Consider the following 23207-nt stretch of genomic DNA (forward strand, 5'->3'; position numbering starts at 1 on the left):
GGTATGGGGGAGGCAAACCGCATTGCGCTGTTCGAACTTCGAGCTAATATGAGGGTGCCTCATGTCTACGGATTGCCCGGCACCGGTGTTCGCACCGACTCCAGGTGAGGAACCACATCGAATTCGGGGACGACCCCGCGGCCCCGCCGCAGGTATATAGGAGACGACCATGGCCGCTCGACTCGCCCAGACGACCGGGGCACAGCACACCGCAATCCTGGGACTTGGGGTCTACCGCCCCGCTCGCGTGGTCACCAACGACGAGGTGGCCGGTCCGATCGACTCCAGCGACGAATGGATCCGCACCCGGTCGGGGATTCGCACCCGGCGGTTCGCCGACGAGACCGAGACCATCCGCTCGATGAGCGTTGCGGCGGCCCGCGGTGCGCTGGAATCGGCCGGTATCGCCACCGACCAGGTCGACTGCGTTATCGTCGCCACCTCCACCCATCTGCTGCTGACCCCCGCCGCGGCGCCGCGTATCGCCACCGAGCTGGGTATGAACGGCGCCGCGGCCTTCGATATCTCGGCGGGTTGCGCCGGGTTCTGTCACGCCCTGGCCATGGCGTCGGATCTCGTACGGGCGGGCACCTCCTCGCATGTACTGGTCATCGGGGTGGAGAAGCTCACCGACACCGTCAACCCAAAGGATCGTTCCACCGCCTTCCTGTTCGCCGACGGCGCCGGCGCGGTGGTGGTGGGACCGGCGGACGACCAGGGCATCGGCCCCACCGTATGGGGCTCGGACGGCACCCAGCACCATGCCATCCGCCAGGACAAGGACTGGCTCGAGTTCTTCGCCGAAATCGAGGAGAAGGGCCCGGATGCGGTGCGGCCCTATCTGGCGATGGAGGGCACCGCGGTATTCCGCTGGGCCGCGCATTCGCTGGAAAAGGTCTGTCGGGATGCGGTCGATCGGGCCGGACTGTCCACCGAGGACCTGAACGCCATGATTCCGCACCAGGCCAACGGCCGGATCATCGAAATCATGGCGCGCGTATTGAAGCTGCCGGAGAACTGCGTGCTGGCCAACGATATCGAGGAGACGGGCAATACCTCCGCCGCCTCGATCCCACTGGCCATGGAGGCCCTGTTGCGCACCGGCCGGTCGAAACCGGGCGATACCGCCCTGCTCATCGCCTTCGGCGCCGGGCTGTCGTGGGCGGCACAGGTGGTCACGCTGCCGGAGTTCAGTTCGTCTCGACCGCTGTCTTGATCTTGGCGAGGGTCTCGTTCATTCCCCGCAACAGCGCCTCCTCGAACGCGGCCTCACCGCCGAGCACGAGGTCGATCGCCTTGCGGGAGAAGACCGTGGTCCCGTTGGGCATATCCCGACGCTCGATCAGGCGGGTGCCGGTCTCGATGGGCTCCAGGGTGTAACTCCAGACCGATCGGTTCTGGTTGACCCGGAAGGCCAGTGCATGGTTCGGCTCGTAGCGCACGATGCGGGCCGTGGTGGGCCAGAACTTCCACCCCGCACGGTTGAGGTTGATCGTCCAGGCACCGGCCCGTGGACGGCCCACGGTGATCATCCGGACGCATTGCGGGCTGAACTCCGGCATCCGCCGCGGATCGGACACCACATCCCACACTCGCTCCGGCGGCGCGGAGATATCGATACTGGTTTCCAAGTTCTTCGGCAACGCTGCCTCCGGGTACACGAAACTGCAAGTATCGGAAAGGGTAGCGACAGGCGACGGATGGGTCACGTTCCGAGTGGCCGGCTACCTCTCGAACAGATCCGACCGGCACAATGAAAACAGCACTTCACTCGGTTGTCGCGTTCTATCGCAAGCAAGACACAGTCATCGGCAAACATTCAGCAAATGTAAGGTGATGGGCCGTGAACCTTCGCTCGCTACTGCGCCGCCGATCCACCGACGCCCTGCCGCAGCTGCCTGTTGTCGAGCCCGAAGAGGCAGACCGAGACCGTATCGATGAGCGGCTGGAACGGCTGCTCACCCCCACCGAACTGGAACTGGTGCGCCGGCACCGCGTCTGAACCCGAATATCCGGTACCGCCCACTACCCGAAGTGCGGCGACGAGACCGCCCGGTACTCTGCTGCGGATGCGTCGGAGGCTCCGACGCCGCGAACCACCGGGAAAAGCACGTGATGAAGCGAATTTCTTCAGTCGTCGTCCCGGCCACCGCAGCTCTCGTATTGCTGCTGGCCGGATGCGGATCGGACGATCGGGCCGACGAAACGAACGCTGCGCCGGCGAGCGCGGCCGCAACCTCCGAAGCGGCCGATCCCTCGCAGACCGCGCGGCCGGACGACTCGGCGGAATCGGAACCCGAATCGGAAACACCGGTCGACACCGACGAAACGCCCACCGACCCGGGCGAAGCCGCCCCGACCACCGCCTCGGACACCACCTGCGCCCAGTTCAAGGCGCTGGATGAGGACGAACAGAAAGCGCTGATCGAGCAGATTCTCGCCGAACATCCGGAAAGCTCCTTCGTGGGTAGCCCGAATGTCGCCCTGGGCACCGCGATACTGGTCTGCAATGCGAGCAACCTCGCCGATACACCGGTGGCCGGCGCCGCGGGCCTGATCCGGAAGAACTAGCGGCGCACCCCGGGCGGATCCGGGCAGAATGGTCACGATGGCTGAACTGGCATTGACCGCCCGCTTGAACCCCTCCGCCGCCGATGCGCGGCGCGGCGTGATCCGGCTGCATCCGGAAGTACTGGCCGCGCTCGGAATGCGCGAATGGGATGGGGTGACCCTCGTGGGATCACGGCGCACGGCCGCGGTCGCCGGGCGGGCGCCGAAAGGAACACCCCCCGGGACGGTCCTGCTCGACGACGTGACACTGTCCAATGCCGGGCTGCGGGAGAACGCGACCGTGATGGTGTCCCCCGCGACCGTCCACGGGGCCAAACGCGTCGTAGTGAGCGGATCGCGGCACGCCACCCACTCCATTCCGGCCGCGACCCTGCGCCAGGCTCTGCTCGGCAAGGTGGTGACCGTCGGCGACACCGTATCGCTGCTCCCCCGCGATCTCGGCCCTGATATTCCGAGCTCGGCTGCGAGCCAGGCACTGTCCCGGGCATTCGGTATCGCCTGGACGTCCGAGCTGATCACCGTGGTCACCATCGACCCCGCGGGCGGGCCGGTGAGCATCCAGCCGAATACCGCTGTCGAATGGAGCATGGGGGCGGCTGCCGAGGCGACCATGCCCGACGACGGCACGGGGGTGACCGCGCGACGAGCGACCCCGGCCGGCCCCGAGGGCAACGGTGTATACGAATCCCTCTCGGCGCCAACGGTATCGACGCCGCCGCCCCCGCCGCCCCCGATCTCGGTGGACGATCTGATCGGGGTACATGCCCAGGCGGACAAACTTCGCGAATGGCTCGGGCTGGCCCTCGACGAACCAGAACTGTTGAAAACCCTCGGCGCCTCACCGCATCTGGGGATTCTCATCACCGGTCCGGCCGGAGTCGGCAAGGCCACCCTCGCGCGAGCGGCCGCGGCACCGCGGCGCATTGTCGAATTGGACGGCCCCTCCGTCGGGGCCGCCGAGGGTGGAGCCCGGCTGCGTGAGGTCGCCGCGGCGGTCGCCCGGATCGGCGACGGGCAGGGCGGAATTCTGCTCATCACCGATATCGACGCGTTGCTGCCCGATCCGGCCGAACCCGTGGCCACGCTCATCCTGGACCAACTGCGCGCGGCGGTGGCCAAACCGTGTGTCGCATTACTGGCCACCACCGCCCATCCCACCGCGGTGGACCCACGGTTGCGCGCCCCCGATCTGTGCGATCGGGAACTGGCACTACCCCTACCGAACGCGGCGGTGCGCAAAACGCTGTTGGAGCAGTTGCTGCGCAAGGTCCCGACCGGTGAGCTGAAGGTGGACCGGATCGCGGCAGCCACCCCTGGCTTCGTGGTGTCGGATCTGGCGGCGCTGTGCCGGGAAGCGGCATTGCGGGCGGCCTCGCGGGCCAGTCGGGAAAAAACCGATCCGATACTGACCCAGGAGGATCTGACCGGCGCGCTCGAGGTGATCCGACCGCTGTCCCGGTCGGGCACCGAGGAACTGGCCATCGGCAGTCTCGGGCTCGACGATGTCGGCGATATGGCCGAAACCAAACAGGCGCTCACCGAAACCGTGCTGTGGCCGCTGCGACATCCCGATTCGTTCGCCCGGCTCGGTATCGAACCGCCCCGAGGTGTGCTGCTGTACGGTCCACCCGGTTGCGGTAAGACCTTCCTGGTCCGAGCCCTGGCCGGCAGTGGGCAGCTCAGTGTGCACGCGGTGAAGGGCGCCGAGCTGATGGACAAATGGGTCGGCTCCTCCGAACGCGCGGTGCGGGAGCTGTTCCAGCGGGCCCGCGACTCGGCGCCCTCGCTGATCTTCCTGGACGAGGTGGACGCGCTGGCGGCCCGGCGGGGCCAGAGCTCCGATTCCGGCGTGGGCGACCGGGTGGTCGCCGCGCTGCTCACCGAACTCGACGGGGTGGAGCCGCTGCGCGATGTGGTGGTGCTCGCCGCCACCAATCGACCGGAACTCATCGATCCGGCGCTGTTGCGGCCCGGCCGATTGGAACGGCTGGTCTTCGTTCCGCCACCGGACGCCGCGGCCCGACTGGCCATTCTGCGTACCGCGGCCCGCTCGGTCCCGCTGGCCGACGGGGTGAACCTGCCGGCTCTGGCCGAGGAATTGGACGGATACTCGGCCGCCGACTGTGCCGCGCTGTTGCGCGAGTCCGCGCTCTCCGCCATGCGGCGTGATGTGAACGCGGCCGACATCACAGCGGACGATATCGCTGCCGCCCGTAAGGCGGTGCGCCCCTCGCTGGACCCGGAGCAGGTGGAGTCCCTGCGCCGCTACGCCGAAAACCGCAGCTGAGAGGTACCGTCGGTCGACACCCGCCATGCCATTACCCGCCGGCCGGTGATGCATGCTGCCCGGTTACTATGCCCATCCCCACATCCTTTTTCCCGGGCCAACCCGACGACAGCACATAGGATTGTAGGAAAAAGCCGAAGAAAACCGCACCACCCCGCCATATCGAACAGACGGAGTGAAGTTTGCTCGCCATCCTGCTCGCCCATGCCCTGGCCGCGATGGCTGCTCCGTACGGGGTGCGGGCGCTGGGGCGGAATGTCTTCTTCCCGCTGGCACTGGTGCCATTGGGCGGGCTGGCCTGGGTGGTCGCGCACTGGAACGAAACACACAGTGTGCAGTTGGCCTGGGCACCGGCCATCCAATTGGACCTCGATCTGCGATTCGACTCGTTGGCGGGTCTCATGAGTGCGCTGATACTCGGTATCGGCGCACTCGTGCTGATCTATTGCGCCCGCTACTTCGACGACGACGAACCCCGGCTCGGCGCGTTCGCAGGGCAGCTGGTTGCCTTCTCCGGAGCCATGTTCGGCCTGGTGACCAGCGACAACATGTTGTTGCTGTACATCTTCTGGGAAGCGACAACGGTCCTGTCCTTCCTTTTGGTGGGGCACAATTCCGAGCGCCTCGACAGCCGCCGGGCAGCCATCGAGGCGTTACTGGTGACCGCCGCGGGCGGGTTGGCCATGCTGACCGGCATCGTGATACTCGGACAGGTCGGCGGTAGCTATCTGCTATCGGATCTGTTGGCGGCCGAACAGCGGCCGAGCGGGGTGGCGGTGCATATCGCGGTGGCGCTGATCCTGGTCGGCGCGCTGAGCAAATCCGCCATCGTCCCGCTACATTTCTGGTTACCCGGCGCCATGGCCGCGCCCACCCCGGTCAGCGCGTATCTGCACGCCGCCGCCATGGTGAAGGCGGGTGTATATCTCGTGGCCCGGCTGGCCCCGACCTTCGCCGAGGACCCGGTATGGCATCCGCTGATCCTGACTCTCGGTCTGGTGTCGATGGTGCTGGCCGGTCTGCGCGCCATGCAGGTCTCCGATCTGAAACTGGTGCTCGCCTTCGGCACGGTGAGCCAGCTGGGGTTCCTGATCCTGTTGGTGGGTATCGGCACCCCCGACGCCGCCCTCGCCGGAGTCGCGATGATCGTGGCGCACGCCCTGTTCAAGGCGTGCCTGTTCCTGGTCGTCGGCATTATCGATCACGGGGCGGGGACCCGTGATCTGCGCGAACTCAGCGGCCTGGGCCGGCGCGCACCGCTGTTGTGTGGGGTGGCGACGCTCGCCGCGCTGAGTATGGCCGGCATCCCACCGCTGTGGGGGTTCGTGGCCAAGGAGAGCGCATTGGGCGCGGTTCTCCATGCCGAAACATTGACCTTCTCGGTGCGGACCCTGCTGTGCGCGGGCGTGGTGTTCGGTTCCATGCTGACCGTCGCCTACAGCGCCCGATTCATCTGGGGAGCGTTCGCCACCAAACGCGCCACCACCGAGACGGCCGGGGCACATGACACCCGCGCGCTGTCCTGGCACCCCCCGGGAGCCTGGTTGCTCGCCCCACCCGCGCTGCTGGCCGTGGCGAGCCTCGGCGCCGGCCTCGCCGCACCGTGGATGGACCGATTGCTGCGCCCGTACACGACGTTGCTGCCGGGCGTACCGGCCGAGGCGGTGGCGCTGTGGCACGGTTTCACCGGGCCGCTCGCGCTCAGCATGGTCGTCATCGCCGTCGGCGCCGCCCTGTTCGCGGCCCGCGGACTCTTCGGCGAATCCTCGACCCTGCTGGGCAATGCCGACCGCGCCTACGACGCCGTTCTGCACGCCATGGACCGGGTATCGATGCGCCTGACCGGTTCGGTGCAACGTGGGTCGCTACCGCTCAATCTGTCGGTCATCCTCGGTGTCCTGGTGATTCTGCCCTCCGTCGTATTGGCGCTGGGCACCCGGACCGGGGTGCAGTTGCGGCTGTGGGACTCCCCACTGCAAGCGGTGATCGGGGCGGTCATGATCGCCATGGCGGGCGCGGCGACCGTCCTGCGCAACCGCCTGGCCAGTGTGCTGGTGGTCGGGGTCACCGGCTACGGCTGCGGGGTGATCTTCGCCCTGCACGGCGCACCGGACCTGGCCTTGACCCAATTCCTGGTGGAGACGCTCACCCTGGTTGTGTTCGTCCTGGTCCTGCGGGCCTTCCCGGCCGAGATCGGCCCCGAGCGACAGACCGGGTTCCACTTTCGCCGGGCCATGCCGGCGATTGTCGTCGGTATCGCGGTGCCGGTCCTCGGCGCCTTCGCCTTCGCCGCCCGCGACACCGAACCGATCTGGCACCGTATCCCCACCGCAGCCTACGAATACGGTGGCGGGAAGAACGCGGTCAACGTATTGCTGGTGGATATCCGCGCCTGGGACACCCTCGGCGAGATCTCGGTCCTGGTCGTGGCGGCGACCGGGGTGGCGTCACTGGTGTTCCGCAGCCGCCGCTTCGGGATACCGCCCCGGGCCACCGACGCCCCGGGCTATCGGCCGGATCTGGTGAGCTGGCTGCCCGCGGGCCGCTTGGTGGACCGGCGAGAGCGATCGATGGTCCTGCAGATCAGCACCCGATTGCTGTTTCCCACCATGATGGTGCTTTCGGTGTACTTCTTCTTCTCCGGCCACAACGCCCCGGGCGGTGGTTTCGCGGGCGGGCTCACTGCCGGCCTGGCGCTGGTGCTGCGTTACCTCGCGGGCGGGCGATACGAATTGGGCGAAACCCTGCCGGTGGATGCCGGGCATCTGCTCGGCGCCGGCCTCGCCCTGGCCGCGGGCACCGCCACCGTATCGCTGTTGCTGGGCGCACCACCGCTGTCGTCGGCAATTCTGGAGGTGACGCTGCCGCTGCTCGGCCACATCAAGCTGGTGACCTCACTGTTCTTCGATCTGGGCGTGTACCTGATCGTGGTGGGGTTGGTACTGGACATATTGCGCAGTCTCGGTGCGCGTCTCGATCACGAACTGTCCGCCTCATGATCGATCGACACCCGCGGCGAACAGATCACGCGAGTACGGAGGGCAGCCGAACATGATCCACGAAGCGGGCAGCGTGAACCTGACCCTGTTGATCGTCATCGGTGTGCTGGTGGCGTGCGGGGTGTATCTGCTGCTGGAGCGGACCGTATCGAAGATGCTGCTCGGCATTCTCCTGATCGGCAACGCGGTCAACCTACTGATCCTGACCATGGGCGGCGGTGCGGGGAAACCGCCGATCAAGGGCGCCCCGGGCGGGACCGAGTATTCCGAGATGGCCGATCCGTTGGCCCAGGCCCTGATCCTGACCGCGATCGTGATCACCATGGGCGTGGCGGCATTCGTGCTCGCCCTCGCCTATCGCTTCTACATTCTGACCACCAGCGAGCAGATGGGGACCGAATCGGAGGAGGCCGAAACGGCTACTCGACGCGAGCAGGAGGACCCCGAGCAGTGAGCCCGCCGCACAACCTGATCGTCTGGACGGCACCCCTACCGGTGCTGATTCCGCTGCTGGCCGCAGCGGCCACGCTGGTATTCGCCCGTCGACCGCGCACTCAACGCCTGGTGGCCCTGATCTCGCTCGGTCTCCTGGTCGCCGTATGCGGCCTGCTGCTGTACACGGCCGACCGGGACGGCACCACCGCCATCCAGGTGGGCGGTTGGGAAACGCCGATCGGGATCACCATCGTGGTGGACCGACTGTCGGCCACCATGCTGGTGGTGTCGTCGATCGTGCTGCTCGCGGTGGCCGTCTACGGCGCGGGCCAGAACATCCGCGATCAGGCCGCCCACCAACCCACCTCCATCTTCTGGCCCACCTATCTGGTGCTCAGCGCCGGTGTATCGATGGCGTTCCTGGCCGGTGACCTGTTCAACCTGTTCGTCGGCTTCGAAATCCTGCTGGTGGCGTCGTTCGTCCTGCTCACGCTGGGCGCGGCCGCGGAACGTATCCGGGCGGGTGTGGCGTATGTGGTGGTCTCCATGGTGGCGTCGCTGATCTTCCTCATCGGCATTGCCGTCGTCTACGGCGCGACCGGCACCCTGAATCTGGCCCATCTGGCGCTGCGAATGGCGAACCTGCCGGACGGGGTGCGCTACGCGTCGTACGGGGTGCTGCTGGTGGCGTTCGGGATCAAGGCGGCGGTCTTCCCGCTGTCGAACTGGCTGCCTGCCTCCTACCCGACCGCCCCCGCCCCCGTGACCGCGGTTTTCGCCGGGTTGCTCACCAAGGTCGGTGTCTACGCCATCATTCGCACCTATACCTTGTTCTTCCCGGACGGAGGATTCGGCGCCCTGCTGCTCGTGGCCGGACTGCTGACCATGCTGTTGGGTGTTTTCGGCGCGCTGGCGCAGAACGATATCCGCCGTCTGCTGTCGTTCACCCTGGTCAGCCATATCGGCTACATGATGTTCGGGGCGGGGCTCACGGGAGCGGCCGGGTTGTCCGGCGCGGTGTACTACGTGGTGCACCACATTCTGGTGCAGACCACGCTTTTCATGGTGGTCGGCATCATCGAGCGACAGGCCGGTTCGGCATCGTTGCGGCGGGTCGGCGGCCTGGCCCTGGTCAGTCCGGCACTGGGGTTGCTCTTCCTGGTGCCGGCGCTGAACCTCGGTGGTATCCCGCCGTTCTCCGGATTCATCGGCAAGGTCGCATTGTTGCAGGCCGGGGCGCAGAACGGCAGCGTACTGGCCTGGGTGCTGGTGGGAGGCTCGGTGCTGACCAGTCTGCTCACGCTGTATGTGATGGCCCGGGTGTGGAGCAAAGCGTTCTGGCGGCCACGAGAACAGGCACCGGAAGGCCATCTGGCGGCGGCCACCCTGCCATCCCTGATGGAGAACAGCACGGACATGCTCTACGACGAGCGCGCCGATCCCGGCAGACTACCGACGCTGATGGTGTTGCCGACGGCCGCGCTGGTCGCGGTGGCGCTCGCATTGACCGTGTGGGCCGGGCCGATACTCGGCATCACCGATCGGGCCGCCGCGGATCTGCGCGATCGCGGCCCGTATATCGGCGCCGTACTCGGTGGGGATCCCCGATGAACCCGAGGAGCCGGCGATGAGCAGAGAAAGCATGGTGCGGATCGGGGTGCTGGCCTGGCTGACCGCGGTGTGGGTCCTGCTGTGGGGGCAGGTCGATATCGCCAATGTCCTCGGCGGTCTGGTGGTGGGGTTGGTGATCATGTTGGCCCTGCCGTTGCCCCAGGTGCCGGTGCGGGGCCGGCTGCGTATCCTGCCGTTGCTCCGATTGATCGGGGTGAGCATCTACTACGCCCTCGAATCCAGTTTGCAGGTGGCCTGGTTCGCCATCCGCCCGGCGCCGCCCCCCATCTCGGGTGTGCTGCGGGTACGTTTTCGTTTCACCTCGGATCTGGTGATGGTGCTGTGCGCCAACCTGCTGAACTCGATTCCGGGCACCGTGGTGCTGGAGATCGACCGAGAACGCCGGGTGGTGTACGTGCACGTCATCGATATCGGCAGCGCGGAGGCGGTGGACAAGTTCAATCGCATCAACCGACGGTTGGAGCAGTTGTTGATCGAGGCATTCGAGCAGCCGACCCCGGAGGTGAGTTCATGATAGTCGTGGCCGTGGTGGCCGCCGCCCTGCTCAGTGCGGCGGCATTGATCACCGCCTATCGCATCCTGGCCGGACCGAACACCCTCGACCGCGTGGTGGGAATCGACTCGCTCGTCGCCATGGCCATCTGTGGGCTGGCGGTGTGGGCCGCCTACAGCCGGGACACTTCCGTGGTGCCCGGGATCGTGGCCCTGTCGCTGGTGGGTTTCCTCGGGTCGGCCGCTGTCGCCCGCTTCCGGGTGAGGGATGACCAATGAGCACCGTGTGGACCTGGATCTCCGGCACCTTCATCATTATCGGCACCCTGATGGCGCTGACCGCGGCCATCGGCATCGTCCGGTTCCCCGACACCCTCATTCGGATGCACCCGGCCACCAAACCGCAGGTCATCGGACTGAATTTGGTGCTGATCGGCACAATCGTCCGAGTGCACGACGACCCGAACGTCTGGATGCTGGTGTTGGTGGGACTGTTCACCCTGCTCACCGCCCCGGTGATCGCCCACCTGCTCGGCCGCACCGCCTACCGGGAACAACGGCACCGCGACGGACTGCTCGCGGTCAACGAACTCGGGGACGAGATGGAGCGTCCACAGCGGTGAACCGCTCCGCGTCCGGTGCGAGCTGCGCGATCTGCCGGCCGGCGAACCACGTCGTGTGGTAGCCGGCCGCCACCCCGGCCAGCAGCGCCAAAACCACCATGCCGGCCGCGACCGGGTATTCGGCCATCGGCACCGCGAGGAATCGGTAGCTCACCAACAGCACCGCCAGAATGATCGCGCCGGCCCCCACCAGCCGGATACGGAACCAACCCCACCCACGTTCCGCTTCGCGCAGCGCCGAATCCACCGTCAGGCACAGCACCGCACCCGCGACCAGATCGACCCCGTAGTGGTAGCCGAAGCCCAAGGTGGCCGCGAGGGTGGCCACCAGCCAGAAGGTGCCACCCCAGCGCAACCACCACGGCGCGGGGGCGCCGTCGATATCCCGACGCGTGTGCAGAAAGACCGCCAGCGCCCAGGCGGTGTGCATGGACGGCATACAGTTGCGCGGGGTCACGGCGTCGAACGGCAGTTCCGCGGGGTACCGGTCGATGGGCGGCAATACCTGCGGCCAGTAGTTGCCCAGTTGTAGCCCGTGTCCGTCGACCCCGTAGACGAACATCGGACCGACCACCGGGAACAGCAGGTAGATCAGCGGCCCCACCAGTCCGAGCACCAGGAAGGTGCGGACCAGGTAGTGGCTCGGCCACTGTCCGCCGACGGTGACCCGACGTAATTGCCATACCGCGACCACTATCGCGGCCACCGGCAGTTCGATATAGACCCAGTGCAGCACCGCCTGCGCCACCGGTCCCAGCGTGTCCAGCACCCGGCCCATCACCCAGGACGGGTCGCCGAGGGCGTGGTCGGCCAATATGACGTACTGGTCGAGTACCGTCGGTCGAACGTCGATGGTGAGATGCAGCCAGACATCACCCACCTTGGTGGCCAAAATCAGCAGCGCCCCCAGGGCCGCCGCGTGCAGGGCCGTGCGCCGCCGCCGGCCGTGCCACCGCAACCAGGCCACGAGCGCCAGGCCGGTGAGCACGAGCACCGGTCCATTGCCGACGGTCAACGGTTCGCCGGCGGCGAGCCGGAGCCCGGCGTATACGGCGTCGAGACCCACCGCGACGGCCAGGGCGACGATCCGGTCCTGTCCCGAGAGACCGACCAGCGCGAGCACCAGTCCCGCCCACGGCACCGTCATGGATTTGGGGGTGCCCGCATAATCGCGCCACAGGCTTTCCAGCGGGCCCTCGTAGCCTCGCCATACCGCCACCGATTGCAATATCACCAACAGCGTCGGTACGGCGGCGATGGCGACAACCCGAATCCCCCGTGGCGGCAGGCGGAAATTCCGCCCCGCGGGTCCTGCTCCGATATTCGGGTCTTCGACTAGCACTCACATATCGTAAACGGCGGGTGAACGTAGGGATCCCGTGCTGCCGAACAGCAGCTTTCCCCTCGGCGGCCCGGTTATTGCTTCAATTCCTCGACCAGTGCGTCCACCACCGCCACCAGGTCGCCCTGGGCGGCCGCGGCCACTTTGCGCTGCCGCTGGTAGTTCGCGCCGCGTCGGGGGATGTCGGCCACCATGGCCAGTTCGTCGGCACAGCCCAGGCGCCGCGCGGTCGGTTCCAACCGTTCGAGCAGGTCATCGAGATCCTCGGTGACGAGACGCTCATTACTGTCGGAGTCCACGATGACAATGGCGTCCAGACCGTAACGCGCGGCTCGCCATTTGTTCTCCTGCACATGCCACGGCGGCAGCGTGGGCAACTCCTCCCCGTTCTCCACCCGCCGGTCCAGGTCCACGATCAGGCAGTGGATGAGGGCGGCCAATGCGGCCAGTTCCCAGGAGGTGGAAACACCGTCACAGATACGCACCTCGATCGTGCCCCATTTCGGCGCGGGGCGAATATCCCAGTGCATTCCGCCGAGTTGTTCGAACACACCGGTTTTCAACTGGTCGTGCACGAAATGCTCGAACTGGTGCCAGTTCTCGAACTGGAACGGCAGCCCCGCGGTGGGCAATTGCTGAAACATCAGCGCGCGGTTGCTGGCATATCCGGTATCGGAACCCGACCACATGGGCGAGGACGCCGAGAGTGCGAGTAGGTGCGGATACGACAGCAGGAGCGAGTTCAAGATCGGAAAGACCTTGTCCCGGTGCGAAACCCCGACATGGACGTGCACACCCCAGATCAGCATCTGCCGCCCCCACCACTGGGTGCGTTCGATCAGCTCGTCGTAGTGCGCGGTCCGAGTGAGCTGCTGGGTGGACCATTGGGCGAACGGATGGGTTCCGGCACAGAAGAGATCGACCCCGAGCGGGTCGGCGGCCCGCCGGACCGCGCGCATGGTGCCGAGCAGATCTTCGACTGCGGCGCCGACGGTGTCGTGTACCCCGCTGACGAGCTCAACCGTATTGCGCAACAGTTCCTTGGTGATCTGCGGGGTGCCGTCGTGCGCGCGCAGCTCGCCCACCTCGTCGAAAACCGCCGCCGCGGTATTGGACAGATCGCGGCTCACCTTGTCGACGAGCGCGATCTCCCATTCGATACCGATGGTCGGGCGAGGTGACCCCGGAAAGTCAACCGGTTCGACCTGTGCCCCGCCCGCCATTGCGCACCAACCTATTCGACCACGCCGCAGGCGACGCGCCCGCCGGCGTCTCCGGTGGAGAGAGTGTTCTCATCGGGGCCGGTGCCGCCTTCACGGCTGTAACGGCCGGGAATATTGCCGAAGTTGTCGGCTCCGGCGTGGATCACGAGCGCCTTACCACGCAGCTGGTCCAGGGTGACCGCATCGCTGGTGGTGACCAGGTATCCCTTACCGTCGCCGCGGACCTGCAACGAGGTCATATCGCCGCTGGACGGATGAGCGTTGGTGGCGCCGACCTGCAGGTGTCCACCCGCGGATAGGAAGTCACCGGGCGCGCCACCGCCCGGCGGGGTGGAGTTGGCCTCGCACTTGCCGTTCTGATGGAAGTGCAGGCCGTGGAAACCCGGGGTGAGGCCGTGCGCCTCGACCGTGAGCCGCACATGGTCACCTTCCTCGGTGATCTGCGCTGTCCCGACCGACGAACCGGACGCGTTGCGCAACTCGAACTTCGCGCCCTCGGACTTCGGCGCGCCTCCCTCGGTCCCGTGATGCCCTTCGGTGCCGTGCTCGCTTCCGGCCGGAGCGGGAGAGCTGGTCCATACCGGCGGAGTGGTTCCCTGGACATCACTGGACTCCTGACTGTTGGAGCAGGCGACGAGACCGAAGGCCGCGACAGCCAGCACCGGTGTCACGCTCCGCCAAGACGGGCGACGAGTTGTGGACGATGCCATCGGGGGACTCCTTTACGAGTACCGAGTTTATCGAGCAGGACGGGATGAACACGCTCGTTTATCGGAGACGATGATGCCATGTTCGACGGTGCCGCCCGCCGGCGGCGCGGTTCAGCTACCGGTGACCACGACCACGACCCCGTCGCCCAGGCCGGGAATCTTGGGGGCCGTGGTGGCACCGAGGTCCGCCGCAACCGCCTCCGCGGCCTCGCGTTCGCCCGGTTCGTCGCCGTAGTACACGGTGGTGCTCGGGATGATGGAACCCGCGTAGTTGCCGGTCGAGGTATTGGTCCAGCCGCGGCCGGCGAGTTCGGCGGCGGTATCGGCGGCCAGACCGGCGACCGTGCTGTTGTTGAGCACCCGCACCGGGGTGGCTCGATCCACCCCGGACGCCGATGAACTCGTCGTGGTACTCGTCGCATCGGTGGTGGATCCGGCTGCCGCGCCGGGCGTGGTGGCGGTCGCCGAACCATCCGTGGTGTCCGCCGCCACCGCGGTCGTGGTACGCGCGGTGACCTGGGACGCCACACTGGTGGTCGCCTGTCCTGTTGCCTCCGTGTCGTCCGAGCTCTCGGAATCCGCACTGGTCAGCGACATCGCGCCCAGACCGGCGAAGGTGATGGACAATGCGATCAGAACCATCGCCAGGGCGCGCAGCGGCGGTCCACCGGAGCCAGGGGTCGAATTGCTCACCTGGTGGAGCCTAGCGCGTCAGACCTGGAAGCCGAGACGCCGCGCGGCACGCGCCTTCTGCCTACTGCTGCGGAGTCGGCGCAGACGCTTGACCAGCATCGGGTCGGCGGCCAATGCCTCGGGGCGGTCGACCAGCGCATTGAGCACCTGGTAGTAGCGGGTCGGCGACATACCGAACAGCTCGCGGATGGCTTCTTCCTTGGCGCCGGCGTACTTCCACCACTGCCGTTCGAAGGCCAGGATGTCGTGTTCGCGCCGGGAGAGCCCGGTATCGGGTTTGTCGTCGGATTCCGGGTTCGGGATATCTGCGCCCGCTGCAGGGCTGCTGTGGGTTGCGGGCAGATCCCGCGCCGCTGCGCCGTCCATCTTGCTCCCTCGCCGATTGACCTCCTCCCCTCCCGGAGAGGAGGGAATCCCGACCCTCGCGAGTCGGGTTTCCTGTTTCATCGCAGGCAGCCGGCAGGGTGAGCCCTGCACGGTCTTACGTCCGCTCCACAGGCGTTTCATGTCTCCGCTAGTCCGGCGGCGACATTTCTGGAGCGTACCAGATGCGATAAGGCCTCCACCCGAGCACGAAAGGCCTACCCGTCGGGTGCCGGCCCTCGTGTTTCTGCCTCGAAACATTGAACCACGCACATCCGACCGAAAGCCTTCCTCGCCCCACGCGTGTCCACCCGTGCGCAGCGCGACATCGACGGGCACGGCAATAATTACCTCATGTCAATCCTGCCCATCGTCATCGTTGGCGATCCTGTGCTGCACCGTCCGACCGAGCCGGTGACCGAGACGCCGGAAGAACTGGCCGGGCTGATCGCGGATATGTACGAGACGCTGGAGGCCGCCAATGGGGTCGGGTTGGCGGCCAACCAGGTGGGGGTGTCCAAGCGTTTGTTCGTCTACGACTGCCCCGATCAGGCCGATGACGGCACGGTGACCCGCCGACGCGGGGTGGTGATCAATCCGGAGCTGGAGACCTCCGAGATCCCGGAGACCATGCCCGACCCCGATGACGACGAAGAGGGCTGCCTGTCCGTGCCCGGCGAGCAGTTCCCCACCGGCCGGGCCGACTGGGCCCGGGTCAGCGGAACCGACGAACACGGCAATCCGGTGCAGATCGAGGGCAAAGGATTCTTCGCCCGTATGCTTCAGCACGAGGTGGGCCATCTGAACGGGCAGTTGTATGTGGATGTGCTGATCGGCCGGAACGCCCGGGCGGCGAAGAAGGCGATCAAGCGGAACGGCTGGGGTACTCCCGGTCTGAGTTGGCTACCCGGTTCCGACCCGGACCCGTTCGGACATGACTGATCCGGGGAGTGTCGAATCCGCGGATGGACCGCCCGATATCCCACTGGGGCGTCGGGTCGTCCTGCGATATCGCCTGCCCGCGGATCACACACAGGCGTACACCGATGTGATCGGAATCCTCACCTCGCTCGACCCGCTCACCGTCCAGGCCGCCGACGGCACCCCGGTGACGGTGTCACCGGAGGAGGTGGTGGCGTTGAAGGCCTTGACGCCCAGACCTATCCGCACCAGCGAGATCAGGGCCCTGGAAGCCGCGGCGGCGAACGGCTGGCCGGGAATCCAGCACGCCTGGATCGGTGGTTGGCTGCTTCGCGCCGGGAACGGCTACAGTCGTCGCGCCAACTCCGCCCTGCCGCTGGGTGACTCGTCGGGGCCGGCGCAATTGACCACGGACGTACTGCACCGAATCGGCTCCTGGTACACCGCGCACGGACTGCCGGTACAGCTGGCCCTGCCGGATCGGTTGGCCACCGTACCCCCCGGGTGGAACAGCTGGGGCGAGACGGCGGTGCTCGGCCTCGATGTGGACAATTTCGTCCTGCTCCAGGGCCCGTCGATGGTGCGGATCGCCCCGGAACCGGATGTGGCCTGGTTGGAATTGCATCGCTATCGCGGAAACGAGCCGAGCGGGCACATCCCGCCCGTACCGCTACCGGAGGTGCTGACCGCGGTGCGCGGCGGTGAGGTGGGTTTCGCCGCGCTCGGGTTGCCGAAACCGATCGCGATCGGCCGCGGGGCGGTCACCGACGCCCCCGACGGGCGGCGCTGGATCGGTCTGTCGTGTGTGGCGGTGGCAGCCGAGCACCGGCGACACGGGCTGGCCGGACTGGTGTGCGCGGAACTCATCCGATGGGGCCGCGACCGCGGGGCAACCCATGCGTATGTGCAGGTCGAAGCCGATAATGTGCCCGCACTCGCGCTGTATCGCAATCTCGGTTTCCTCGATCACCACACCTACCGCTACGCCGTACTCGGGACACCCCCGACCGCGGACCGATAACCCCACCGCACCGCGGACCATCCCTCGACAGACAAGGAGCGCCCGTGCGCCTGGCCACCTGGAACGTCAATTCGATCCGGGCCCGCGTGGACCGGGTGATCGCCTGGTTGGAGCGCCAGGACATCGATGTCCTGGCCATCCAGGAGACCAAATGCCGAGACGACCAGTTTCCGTTCGAGCGGTTCGAGGAGCTCGGTTACGAGGTGGCGCATGCGGGGTTGAACCAGTGGAACGGGGTCGCCATCGCTTCCCGGGTCGGCCTCGAGGATGTGGAACTCGCCTTCCCCGGCCAGCCCGGTTTCGATCGTGACGCCGAGGAGTCGTTGATCAGCACTCCGGTCGTGGAATCGCGGGCGATCGGCGCGACCTGCGGCGGGGTTCGGGTGTGGAGCCTGTATGTGCCCAACGGTCGCGCCCTCGACGATCCGCACTACCGCTACAAACTGGATTGGCTCGCCGCTCTGCGGCGCAATGCCGAACACTGGGTGCGGGAGGACCCGGCGGTCAAGCTGGCGTTGGTCGGCGATTGGAATATCGCCCCCACCGACGACGATGTGTGGTCGCCGGAATTCTTCGCCGGCAAAACCCATGTCTCCCAACCGGAACGCGATGCCTTCACCGCCATTCTCGACACCGGTTTCACCGATGTGATGCGCCCGTTCGCCCCGGGCCCCGGTGTCTACACCTACTGGGACTACACCCAGTTGCGCTTCCCGCGGAAAGAAGGAATGCGCATCGATTTCATCCTCGCCTCTCCCGCCCTGGCCGACACCGTCACCGACTCGCGGGTCGACCGCGAGGAGCGCAAGGGCAAAGGCGCCAGCGACCACGCCCCGGTGATCGCCGAATTCGGGGACGCGACGGCCGGCCCCGAGAGCTGAAGGCCTCGTAACCGGCCGAAACGGGCGGTGGAGCGGCCTACCATGGACAGTGGCTGTCCGTCCGTTCGGCGGGAGGTGTCATGGCTTTCTATCGACAGGTGGGGGCGGTGCCGCCGAAGCGGCATACCCGACACCGCGACGGACGGGGGCGGCTCCACTACGAGGAGCTGGTGGGCGAAGAGGGCTTCTCCGGGGATTCCGCACTGTTGTATCACCGGGAACTACCACCGGCGATCGTCGATTCGACGGTATGGGAGCTGCCGGATGGGGTGACGACACCGAACCATCCGCTGCGACATCGTCATCTGCGACTGCACGAACTGTTCTGCGGCGATACGCCCGCGGCCGCCGACCCCGTGACCGGCCGACGGCTATTGCTGGCCAATGCCGATGTGCGCCTGCTGTACGTGGTCGCCTCGGGTGCCTCACCGCTGTATCGGAATGCCCTGGGAGACGAACTCGTATACGTGGAATCCGGCACCGCGGAGGTGGAGACGGTTTTCGGCGCGCTCTCGGTACGACAGGGCGATCAGGTGCTCCTACCGCGCGCGACCACGCATCGGTGGGTGCCGAACGGGACCGAACCGCTCCGCGCCTATGTGATCGAGGCGTCGAGCCATATCACCCCACCGCGCCGATATCTGTCGAGATTCGGTCAGTTCCTGGAGAATTCGCCGTACTGCGAACGGGATCTACGAGGTCCGACCCAACCACTGGTGGCGGAGGGGACGGATATCGAGGTGCTGGTGAAGCATCGCGCGGCGGGACAGGTGGTGGGCACCAGAATGGTGTACGCCACCCACCCGTTCGACGTGGTGGGTTGGGACGGGTGCCTGTACCCGTTCGCCCTGAACATCGCCGATTTCGAGCCGATCACCGGCCGGGTGCACCAGCCGCCGCCGGTGCATCAGGTCTTCGAGGGGTCCGGTTTCGTGGTGTGCGATTTCGTGCCGCGCAAGGCCGACTATCACCCGCTGTCGATTCCGGTGCCGTACTACCACTCGAATGTGGATTCCGACGAGGTCATGTTCTACTGCGGCGGGAACTACGCGGCTCGCAAGGGTTCGGGGATCGGACCGGGATCGGTATCGGTGCACCCCGGTGGATACGCGCACGGCCCGCAGCCGGGTGCCTACGAGGGCGGTATCGGGCTGAAGTTCCTCGACGAGCTGGCGGTCATGGTGGACACTTTCCGGCCGCTGCAACTCGGGGAAGGCGCATTGGCCTGCGAGGACCCCGAGTATGCATGGTCGTGGTCGGGGCGGGGGCCACGGTGAGGGTGCGGGTCGAGGTCCCGGAGGATTCCCTTTTCGGACCCGACAATCTGCCGTACGGGGTGTTCGCCCCGGACGGCGCGCCACCGCGGGTGGGGGTGCGGATCGGCGATCATGTACTGGACCTGGCCGCCGCTCTGGGCGACGACGTATTCGCCCGATCGGATCTGAACGCCTTCCTGGCGCAGGGCCCGCGACGCTGGCAACAGGTGCGGGAGCAGGTGCGCGAACTGCTCGACGGCGAGATCGCCGCCACGGCCCTGTTCCCGCTCTCGGAAGTGCGCCTGGCGCTACCGGTCCGGATCGGGGACTATGTCGACTTCTACGCCAGTATCGACCACGCCACGAACCTGGGCAGGCTGCTGCGCCCCGAGACCGAGCCCCTGCTGTCGAACTGGCGTCATCTGCCGGTGGGGTATCACGGGCGCGCCGGAACGGTGGTGGTGTCGGGAACCGAGATCGTGCGGCCGTGCGGCCAGCACCGCGGTGCGGCCGGGCCCCCGGTCTTCGGCCCCTCGCGACGGTTGGATATCGAGGCCGAACTGGGTTTCGTCATCGGGGTCGGCTCGGATCGTCCGCTGGCCGTCGACGAGTTCGCCGACCATGTCTTCGGGGTGGCCCTGGTCGACGACTGGTCCGCTCGGGATATCCAGGCCTGGGAGTCCCGGCCGCTGGGCCCGTTTCTCGGTAAATCGTTCGCCACCTCGATGTCCGCCTGGGTCACCCCGCTGGCAGCGCTGTCGCGGGCCCGTGTCCCGCTACCGCCGCAGATCCCCGAACCGCTTCCCTACCTGCGCGAACATGATAATTGGGGCCTGGATATCGACCTGTGCGTGCGTTGGAACGGTCAGGTCGTCTCCCGCCCTTCGTATTCCGCGATGTACTGGTCGGCGGCGCAGATGCTGGCGCATCTCACCATCAACGGCGCCGCCACCCGTACCGGCGATCTCTATGCCTCGGGCACGATTTCCGGCCCATCCCGGGATCGGTACGGTTCGTTCATGGAACTGTCCTGGGACGGACAGGAGCCCCTGATCGTGAACGGGGTCGAGCGCACCTTCCTGCACGACGGTGACGAGGTCACCATTACTGCCACGGCACCCGGCGCAGCCGGCTCCCGAATAGGGCTCGGCGAGGTCACCGGCCGGATCGCACCCGCTCGGCCCGCCGCCGCGGCACCTCGAGGCAATAGACGGCCGCTTATGTAGTCGAGAGTTCGGACCATGGTTCGTCTCGGCGGTGCTTGCTGTACTGAATTCGACCCGCAGACAGGGCTTTCGAACTTCAGGAGCAATCATGAAAATCGCGATTTTCGGAGCAACCGGTTCCCTCGGACGTCATGTGGTCGAGCAGGCGCTCGAACGCGGATACGAGGTCACCGTCCTCACCCGCGACGCCGGTCGCGCCACGTGGACGAACCCTCGACTGCACGTGGTCGAAGGGGACGTGTCGGATCCGGCAGCGGTGGAACGGACCGTGGCCGGACAGGACGCGGTACTGGTCACCCTGGGCAACGGCCGCAAGGGGGTGGTGCGGGCCGAGGGAACCCGACAGGTGATCGCCGCCATGGAACGCAACAGGGTGAAGCGGCTGATCTGCCAGTCCACCCTCGGTGCCGGTGACAGCCGCGGCAGCCTCGATTTTCTGTGGAAATACATTATGTTCGGCCTGTTGCTGCGTCCGGCCCTCGCCGACCACGAGCAGCAGGAGAAATACGTGCGGGCCTCCACCCTGGATTGGACCATCGTCCGCCCCAGCGCCTTCACCGACGGACCACGCACCGGTGACTACCGACACGGTTTCGGCCCCGAGGAGCGCAACCTCACCTTGAAGATCTCCCGCGCGGATATCGCGGAATTCCTGCTCGACCAGATAACCGACCGCAACTATCTGCACAGGACACCCGGTATCTCGAATTGAGGGACGGAGGCCCACTTCGAGAAGGCAGCCGCCCCACCTTTCCGATCCGAGGTCCGAGCGCTCAGCGCCGCCGGATCCGTGGCATGGGCGGTTCGATCGCCCCGCGCTCACGGAGATGGGTTTCGAGGGCCTCCAGATCGCTCGGTCCGACGGTCATATCGGTGCCTCGGGTGAAGACCTCGAACCCGTCCCCGCCGGAGGCCAGGAAATTATTGGTGGTCACCCGGTATCTCGCGACCCTGTTCAAGGGTTGCCCACCGATTCGCACGCTTTCGTCGAGCACTTTCCGTCCCGGCGGCGCCGCGGGGTCGTAGGCGTAGGTGATACCGGCCACCGACAGCACCGTCGGTTCGCTCGGGTTGTCCCACTGCTGTTCCAGCAGGTCCAGGATCTGCCCACCGGTGAGGGTGACGGTGACGACCTGGTTACCGAACGGCTGCACCGCGTAGATGGCGCCGAAGGTGATCGGGCCGACATTGATATCGGCGCGCACCCCGCCGGGGTTCATGAACGCCGCCACCGCCCGCGCGGGTTCGGCGGTGACATCGAGCATGGCGTCGGCGATGACATCGCCGAGTGGGGATTCCCCGGATTCGCTCGCGGCGCGGGGCAAGGAGGCGGTGGCCGTGCCGATCACTCGTTCGGCACGGGGCGCGGCCTGCGCGGTGTAGAAATCAACCATACGGTCGAGCTCGGGATCGGTCGCCACGGTCCGGGTCACCACCCGGTTCACGGCGGAGACGGTGACACCGTCGTCGGCGAAACGCAGCGTGACGTCGGTGACCAGCCGGCCGTAGGAACCGGCCTGGGTCACCACTTTGCCGTCGATGACACACACATACGCCTGGTGGCTGTGTCCGGTGAGGATGGTGCGCACCATCGGATCGGTGCGGCGGGCCAGGTCGGGAACGTCCGGGGTGATATCGGCACACCCGTTGTAGTCGGTGGCCGCCGCCGAGACCTGTTGACGTCCACCGTCGTGAACCAGGGCGACCACGGTTTCGGCGCCCGCCTTCCGCATTTTCGGCACATACCTGTTGATTGCCTCGACCTGATCACCGAAGGTGTAGCCGCGAATACCCTCCGGGAACACCAGGTGGGCGGTCTCCGGGGTGATCGTGCCGACCACCCCGATCCGGTGACCGCCCACTTCCACCATGGTCCAGGCCCGCACCCCCGGCGCCGGATGCCCTTGGGCGTCGGTCAGATTGGCGGCCAGAAACGGGAAATCGGTTCCGGTGAAAGGCGCGCCGGGCGAACAACCGTCGAGCGCACAACCTCCCTCCCGCAACCGTGCCAATTCCAGGACACCGTGGTCGAGTTCGTGATTGCCGACCGCGGACGCGGCCACTCCGATCTCGTTGAGGGCGTTGATCGTCGGTTCGTCGTGAAACAATGACGACACCAATGGACTCGCGCCGATATTGTCGCCGACCGACAGCACCGCGCTGTCCGGGTATGCCGCACGTAACCGGTCCAGGTGCGCGGCCAGATAACCGATACCACCGGCAGTGTGGTCGGCGACCAGACCATTGCTCGCCTCCGGTGGTTGCAGATGACCGTGCAGATCGTTGAAACCGAACAGGTGCACCTCACCCGGTTCGGCGGCGGGCAGATCATCGGTCGACATCAGCGGTACCGCATCGGACGGTGCCTCGGCCGTATCGGAACATCCGACGGCCGTCACCAGGCTCAGCAATACGGCGCATCCCCCGACCATCCGACGCACAAAACCCATACCTTCCGACTTTGGCAGAGTGGAACGACCGGTGGGCGACCGGATGGTGAATTCCACAGGCCGGTCGGAACCGATGGTCCGG

23 protein-coding genes are annotated in these 23207 nt (G+C 66.8%); 16 read left to right on the forward strand and 7 right to left on the reverse strand.

The genetic code is table 11. The features are described 5' to 3' along the window. The first annotated feature begins 169 nt into the window (after positions 1–169). Positions 170–1216 (forward strand): beta-ketoacyl-ACP synthase III, encoded by a 1047-nt coding sequence (locus tag ON32_RS21795; RefSeq protein WP_040792855.1) that lies wholly within the window; start codon positions 170–172, stop codon positions 1214–1216. On the opposite strand, the gene ON32_RS21800 is transcribed toward ON32_RS21795, so the two are convergent. Further along, a complete protein-coding gene (locus ON32_RS21800; RefSeq protein ID WP_040792951.1) occupies positions 1191–1643 on the reverse strand; it encodes an SRPBCC family protein in 453 nt (150 codons plus the stop codon). The two genes, ON32_RS21795 and ON32_RS21800, sit on opposite strands and share 26 nt — an antisense overlap. A 200-nt stretch (positions 1644–1843) precedes the next feature. Between ON32_RS21800 and ON32_RS29060 the strand changes: the two genes are divergently transcribed. The 9 genes from ON32_RS29060 (at position 1844) to mnhG (ending at position 11039) form a co-directional block, all read left to right on the forward strand. Then, a complete protein-coding gene (locus ON32_RS29060; RefSeq protein WP_157224284.1) occupies positions 1844–2002 on the forward strand; it encodes a hypothetical protein in 159 nt (52 codons plus the stop codon). A 113-nt stretch (positions 2003–2115) separates the two neighbouring features. After that, positions 2116–2571: a hypothetical protein gene (locus ON32_RS21805; RefSeq protein ID WP_040792856.1), complete on the forward strand. Its 456-nt coding sequence runs from the start codon at positions 2116–2118 to the stop codon at positions 2569–2571. A 37-nt stretch (positions 2572–2608) separates the two neighbouring features. Continuing rightward, positions 2609–4858, forward strand: coding sequence for an AAA family ATPase (locus tag ON32_RS21810; protein ID WP_174361660.1), 2250 nt, complete (start codon positions 2609–2611; stop codon positions 4856–4858). A 182-nt stretch (positions 4859–5040) separates the two neighbouring features. Beyond that, the gene (locus tag ON32_RS21815; RefSeq protein ID WP_040792858.1) at positions 5041–7857 is read left to right on the forward strand and encodes a Na+/H+ antiporter subunit A; all 2817 of its coding nucleotides are present in this window, start codon (positions 5041–5043) and stop codon (positions 7855–7857) included. Between the two features lie 52 nt (positions 7858–7909). Continuing rightward, on the forward strand, positions 7910–8311 hold the full coding sequence (locus tag ON32_RS21820) for a Na(+)/H(+) antiporter subunit C (protein WP_040792859.1): 402 nt from the start codon (positions 7910–7912) through the stop codon (positions 8309–8311). Continuing rightward, positions 8308–9903, forward strand: coding sequence for a Na+/H+ antiporter subunit D (locus tag ON32_RS21825; RefSeq protein ID WP_040792860.1), 1596 nt, complete (start codon positions 8308–8310; stop codon positions 9901–9903). The genes ON32_RS21820 and ON32_RS21825 overlap by 4 nt, the downstream gene beginning before the upstream one ends. Before the next feature lie 16 nt (positions 9904–9919). Next, entirely contained in the window at positions 9920–10438 is a 519-nt protein-coding gene (locus ON32_RS21830; RefSeq protein ID WP_040792952.1) for a Na+/H+ antiporter subunit E, read from the forward strand. Further along, on the forward strand, positions 10435–10695 hold the full coding sequence (locus ON32_RS21835; RefSeq protein WP_040792861.1) for a monovalent cation/H+ antiporter complex subunit F: 261 nt from the start codon (positions 10435–10437) through the stop codon (positions 10693–10695). The genes ON32_RS21830 and ON32_RS21835 overlap by 4 nt, the downstream gene beginning before the upstream one ends. After that, on the forward strand, positions 10692–11039 hold the full coding sequence (gene mnhG, locus ON32_RS21840; protein ID WP_040792862.1) for a monovalent cation/H(+) antiporter subunit G: 348 nt from the start codon (positions 10692–10694) through the stop codon (positions 11037–11039). Before ON32_RS21835 ends, mnhG begins: the two co-directional genes overlap by 4 nt. On the opposite strand, the gene ON32_RS21845 is transcribed toward mnhG, so the two are convergent. The 5 genes from ON32_RS21845 to napA all read right to left on the reverse strand — a co-directional run bounded on the left by ON32_RS21845 (position 10999) and on the right by napA (position 15373). Next, positions 10999–12381, reverse strand: coding sequence for a phosphatase PAP2 family protein (locus ON32_RS21845; RefSeq protein WP_373284349.1), 1383 nt, complete (start codon positions 12379–12381; stop codon positions 10999–11001). The genes mnhG and ON32_RS21845 overlap by 41 nt on opposite strands. A 74-nt stretch (positions 12382–12455) precedes the next feature. Further along, entirely contained in the window at positions 12456–13604 is a 1149-nt protein-coding gene (locus tag ON32_RS21850) for a glutamate--cysteine ligase (protein ID WP_040792863.1), read from the reverse strand. An 11-nt stretch (positions 13605–13615) separates the two neighbouring features. Next, positions 13616–14314 (reverse strand): superoxide dismutase[Cu-Zn], encoded by a 699-nt coding sequence (sodC, locus tag ON32_RS21855; protein WP_040792864.1) that lies wholly within the window; start codon positions 14312–14314, stop codon positions 13616–13618. 111 nt (positions 14315–14425) lie between these two features. Further along, entirely contained in the window at positions 14426–15007 is a 582-nt protein-coding gene (locus tag ON32_RS21860) for a LytR C-terminal domain-containing protein (protein WP_040792865.1), read from the reverse strand. 18 nt (positions 15008–15025) lie between these two features. Further along, entirely contained in the window at positions 15026–15373 is a 348-nt protein-coding gene (napA, locus tag ON32_RS21865) for a nucleoid-associated protein NapA (protein ID WP_040792866.1), read from the reverse strand. Between the two features lie 351 nt (positions 15374–15724). Here napA and ON32_RS21870 point away from each other — a divergent pair, with 351 nt between their 5' ends. From ON32_RS21870 to ON32_RS21895, 6 genes are all read left to right on the forward strand, one after another. After that, a complete protein-coding gene (locus ON32_RS21870) occupies positions 15725–16312 on the forward strand; it encodes a peptide deformylase (protein WP_040792954.1) in 588 nt (195 codons plus the stop codon). Next, a complete protein-coding gene (locus tag ON32_RS21875; protein ID WP_040792867.1) occupies positions 16305–17312 on the forward strand; it encodes an N-acetylglutamate synthase, CG3035 family in 1008 nt (335 codons plus the stop codon). Before ON32_RS21870 ends, ON32_RS21875 begins: the two co-directional genes overlap by 8 nt. A 44-nt stretch (positions 17313–17356) precedes the next feature. Next, positions 17357–18193 carry an exodeoxyribonuclease III gene (locus ON32_RS21880; protein ID WP_040792868.1) on the forward strand — a complete coding sequence of 279 codons (837 nt, stop codon included), beginning with the start codon at positions 17357–17359 and terminating at the stop codon, positions 18191–18193. A gap of 80 nt (positions 18194–18273) precedes the next feature. Next, positions 18274–19470 carry a homogentisate 1,2-dioxygenase gene (locus ON32_RS21885; protein ID WP_040792869.1) on the forward strand — a complete coding sequence of 399 codons (1197 nt, stop codon included), beginning with the start codon at positions 18274–18276 and terminating at the stop codon, positions 19468–19470. Continuing rightward, positions 19440–20675 (forward strand): fumarylacetoacetase, encoded by a 1236-nt coding sequence (fahA, locus tag ON32_RS21890; RefSeq protein ID WP_051133550.1) that lies wholly within the window; start codon positions 19440–19442, stop codon positions 20673–20675. The genes ON32_RS21885 and fahA overlap by 31 nt, the downstream gene beginning before the upstream one ends. An 88-nt stretch (positions 20676–20763) precedes the next feature. Beyond that, positions 20764–21387: an NAD(P)-dependent oxidoreductase gene (locus tag ON32_RS21895; RefSeq protein WP_040792870.1), complete on the forward strand. Its 624-nt coding sequence runs from the start codon at positions 20764–20766 to the stop codon at positions 21385–21387. A gap of 61 nt (positions 21388–21448) precedes the next feature. Here the strand turns inward: ON32_RS21895 and ON32_RS21900 are convergent, their stop codons facing one another. After that, positions 21449–23125, reverse strand: a complete 1677-nt coding sequence (locus ON32_RS21900; protein WP_245551222.1) for a bifunctional metallophosphatase/5'-nucleotidase — start codon at positions 23123–23125, stop codon at positions 21449–21451. Positions 23126–23207: the final 82 nt, after the last annotated feature.

Origin of the sequence: Nocardia paucivorans NBRC 100373 (assembly GCF_000308675.1) — a bacterium.
GTDB lineage: Bacteria > Actinomycetota > Actinomycetes > Mycobacteriales > Mycobacteriaceae > Nocardia > Nocardia paucivorans.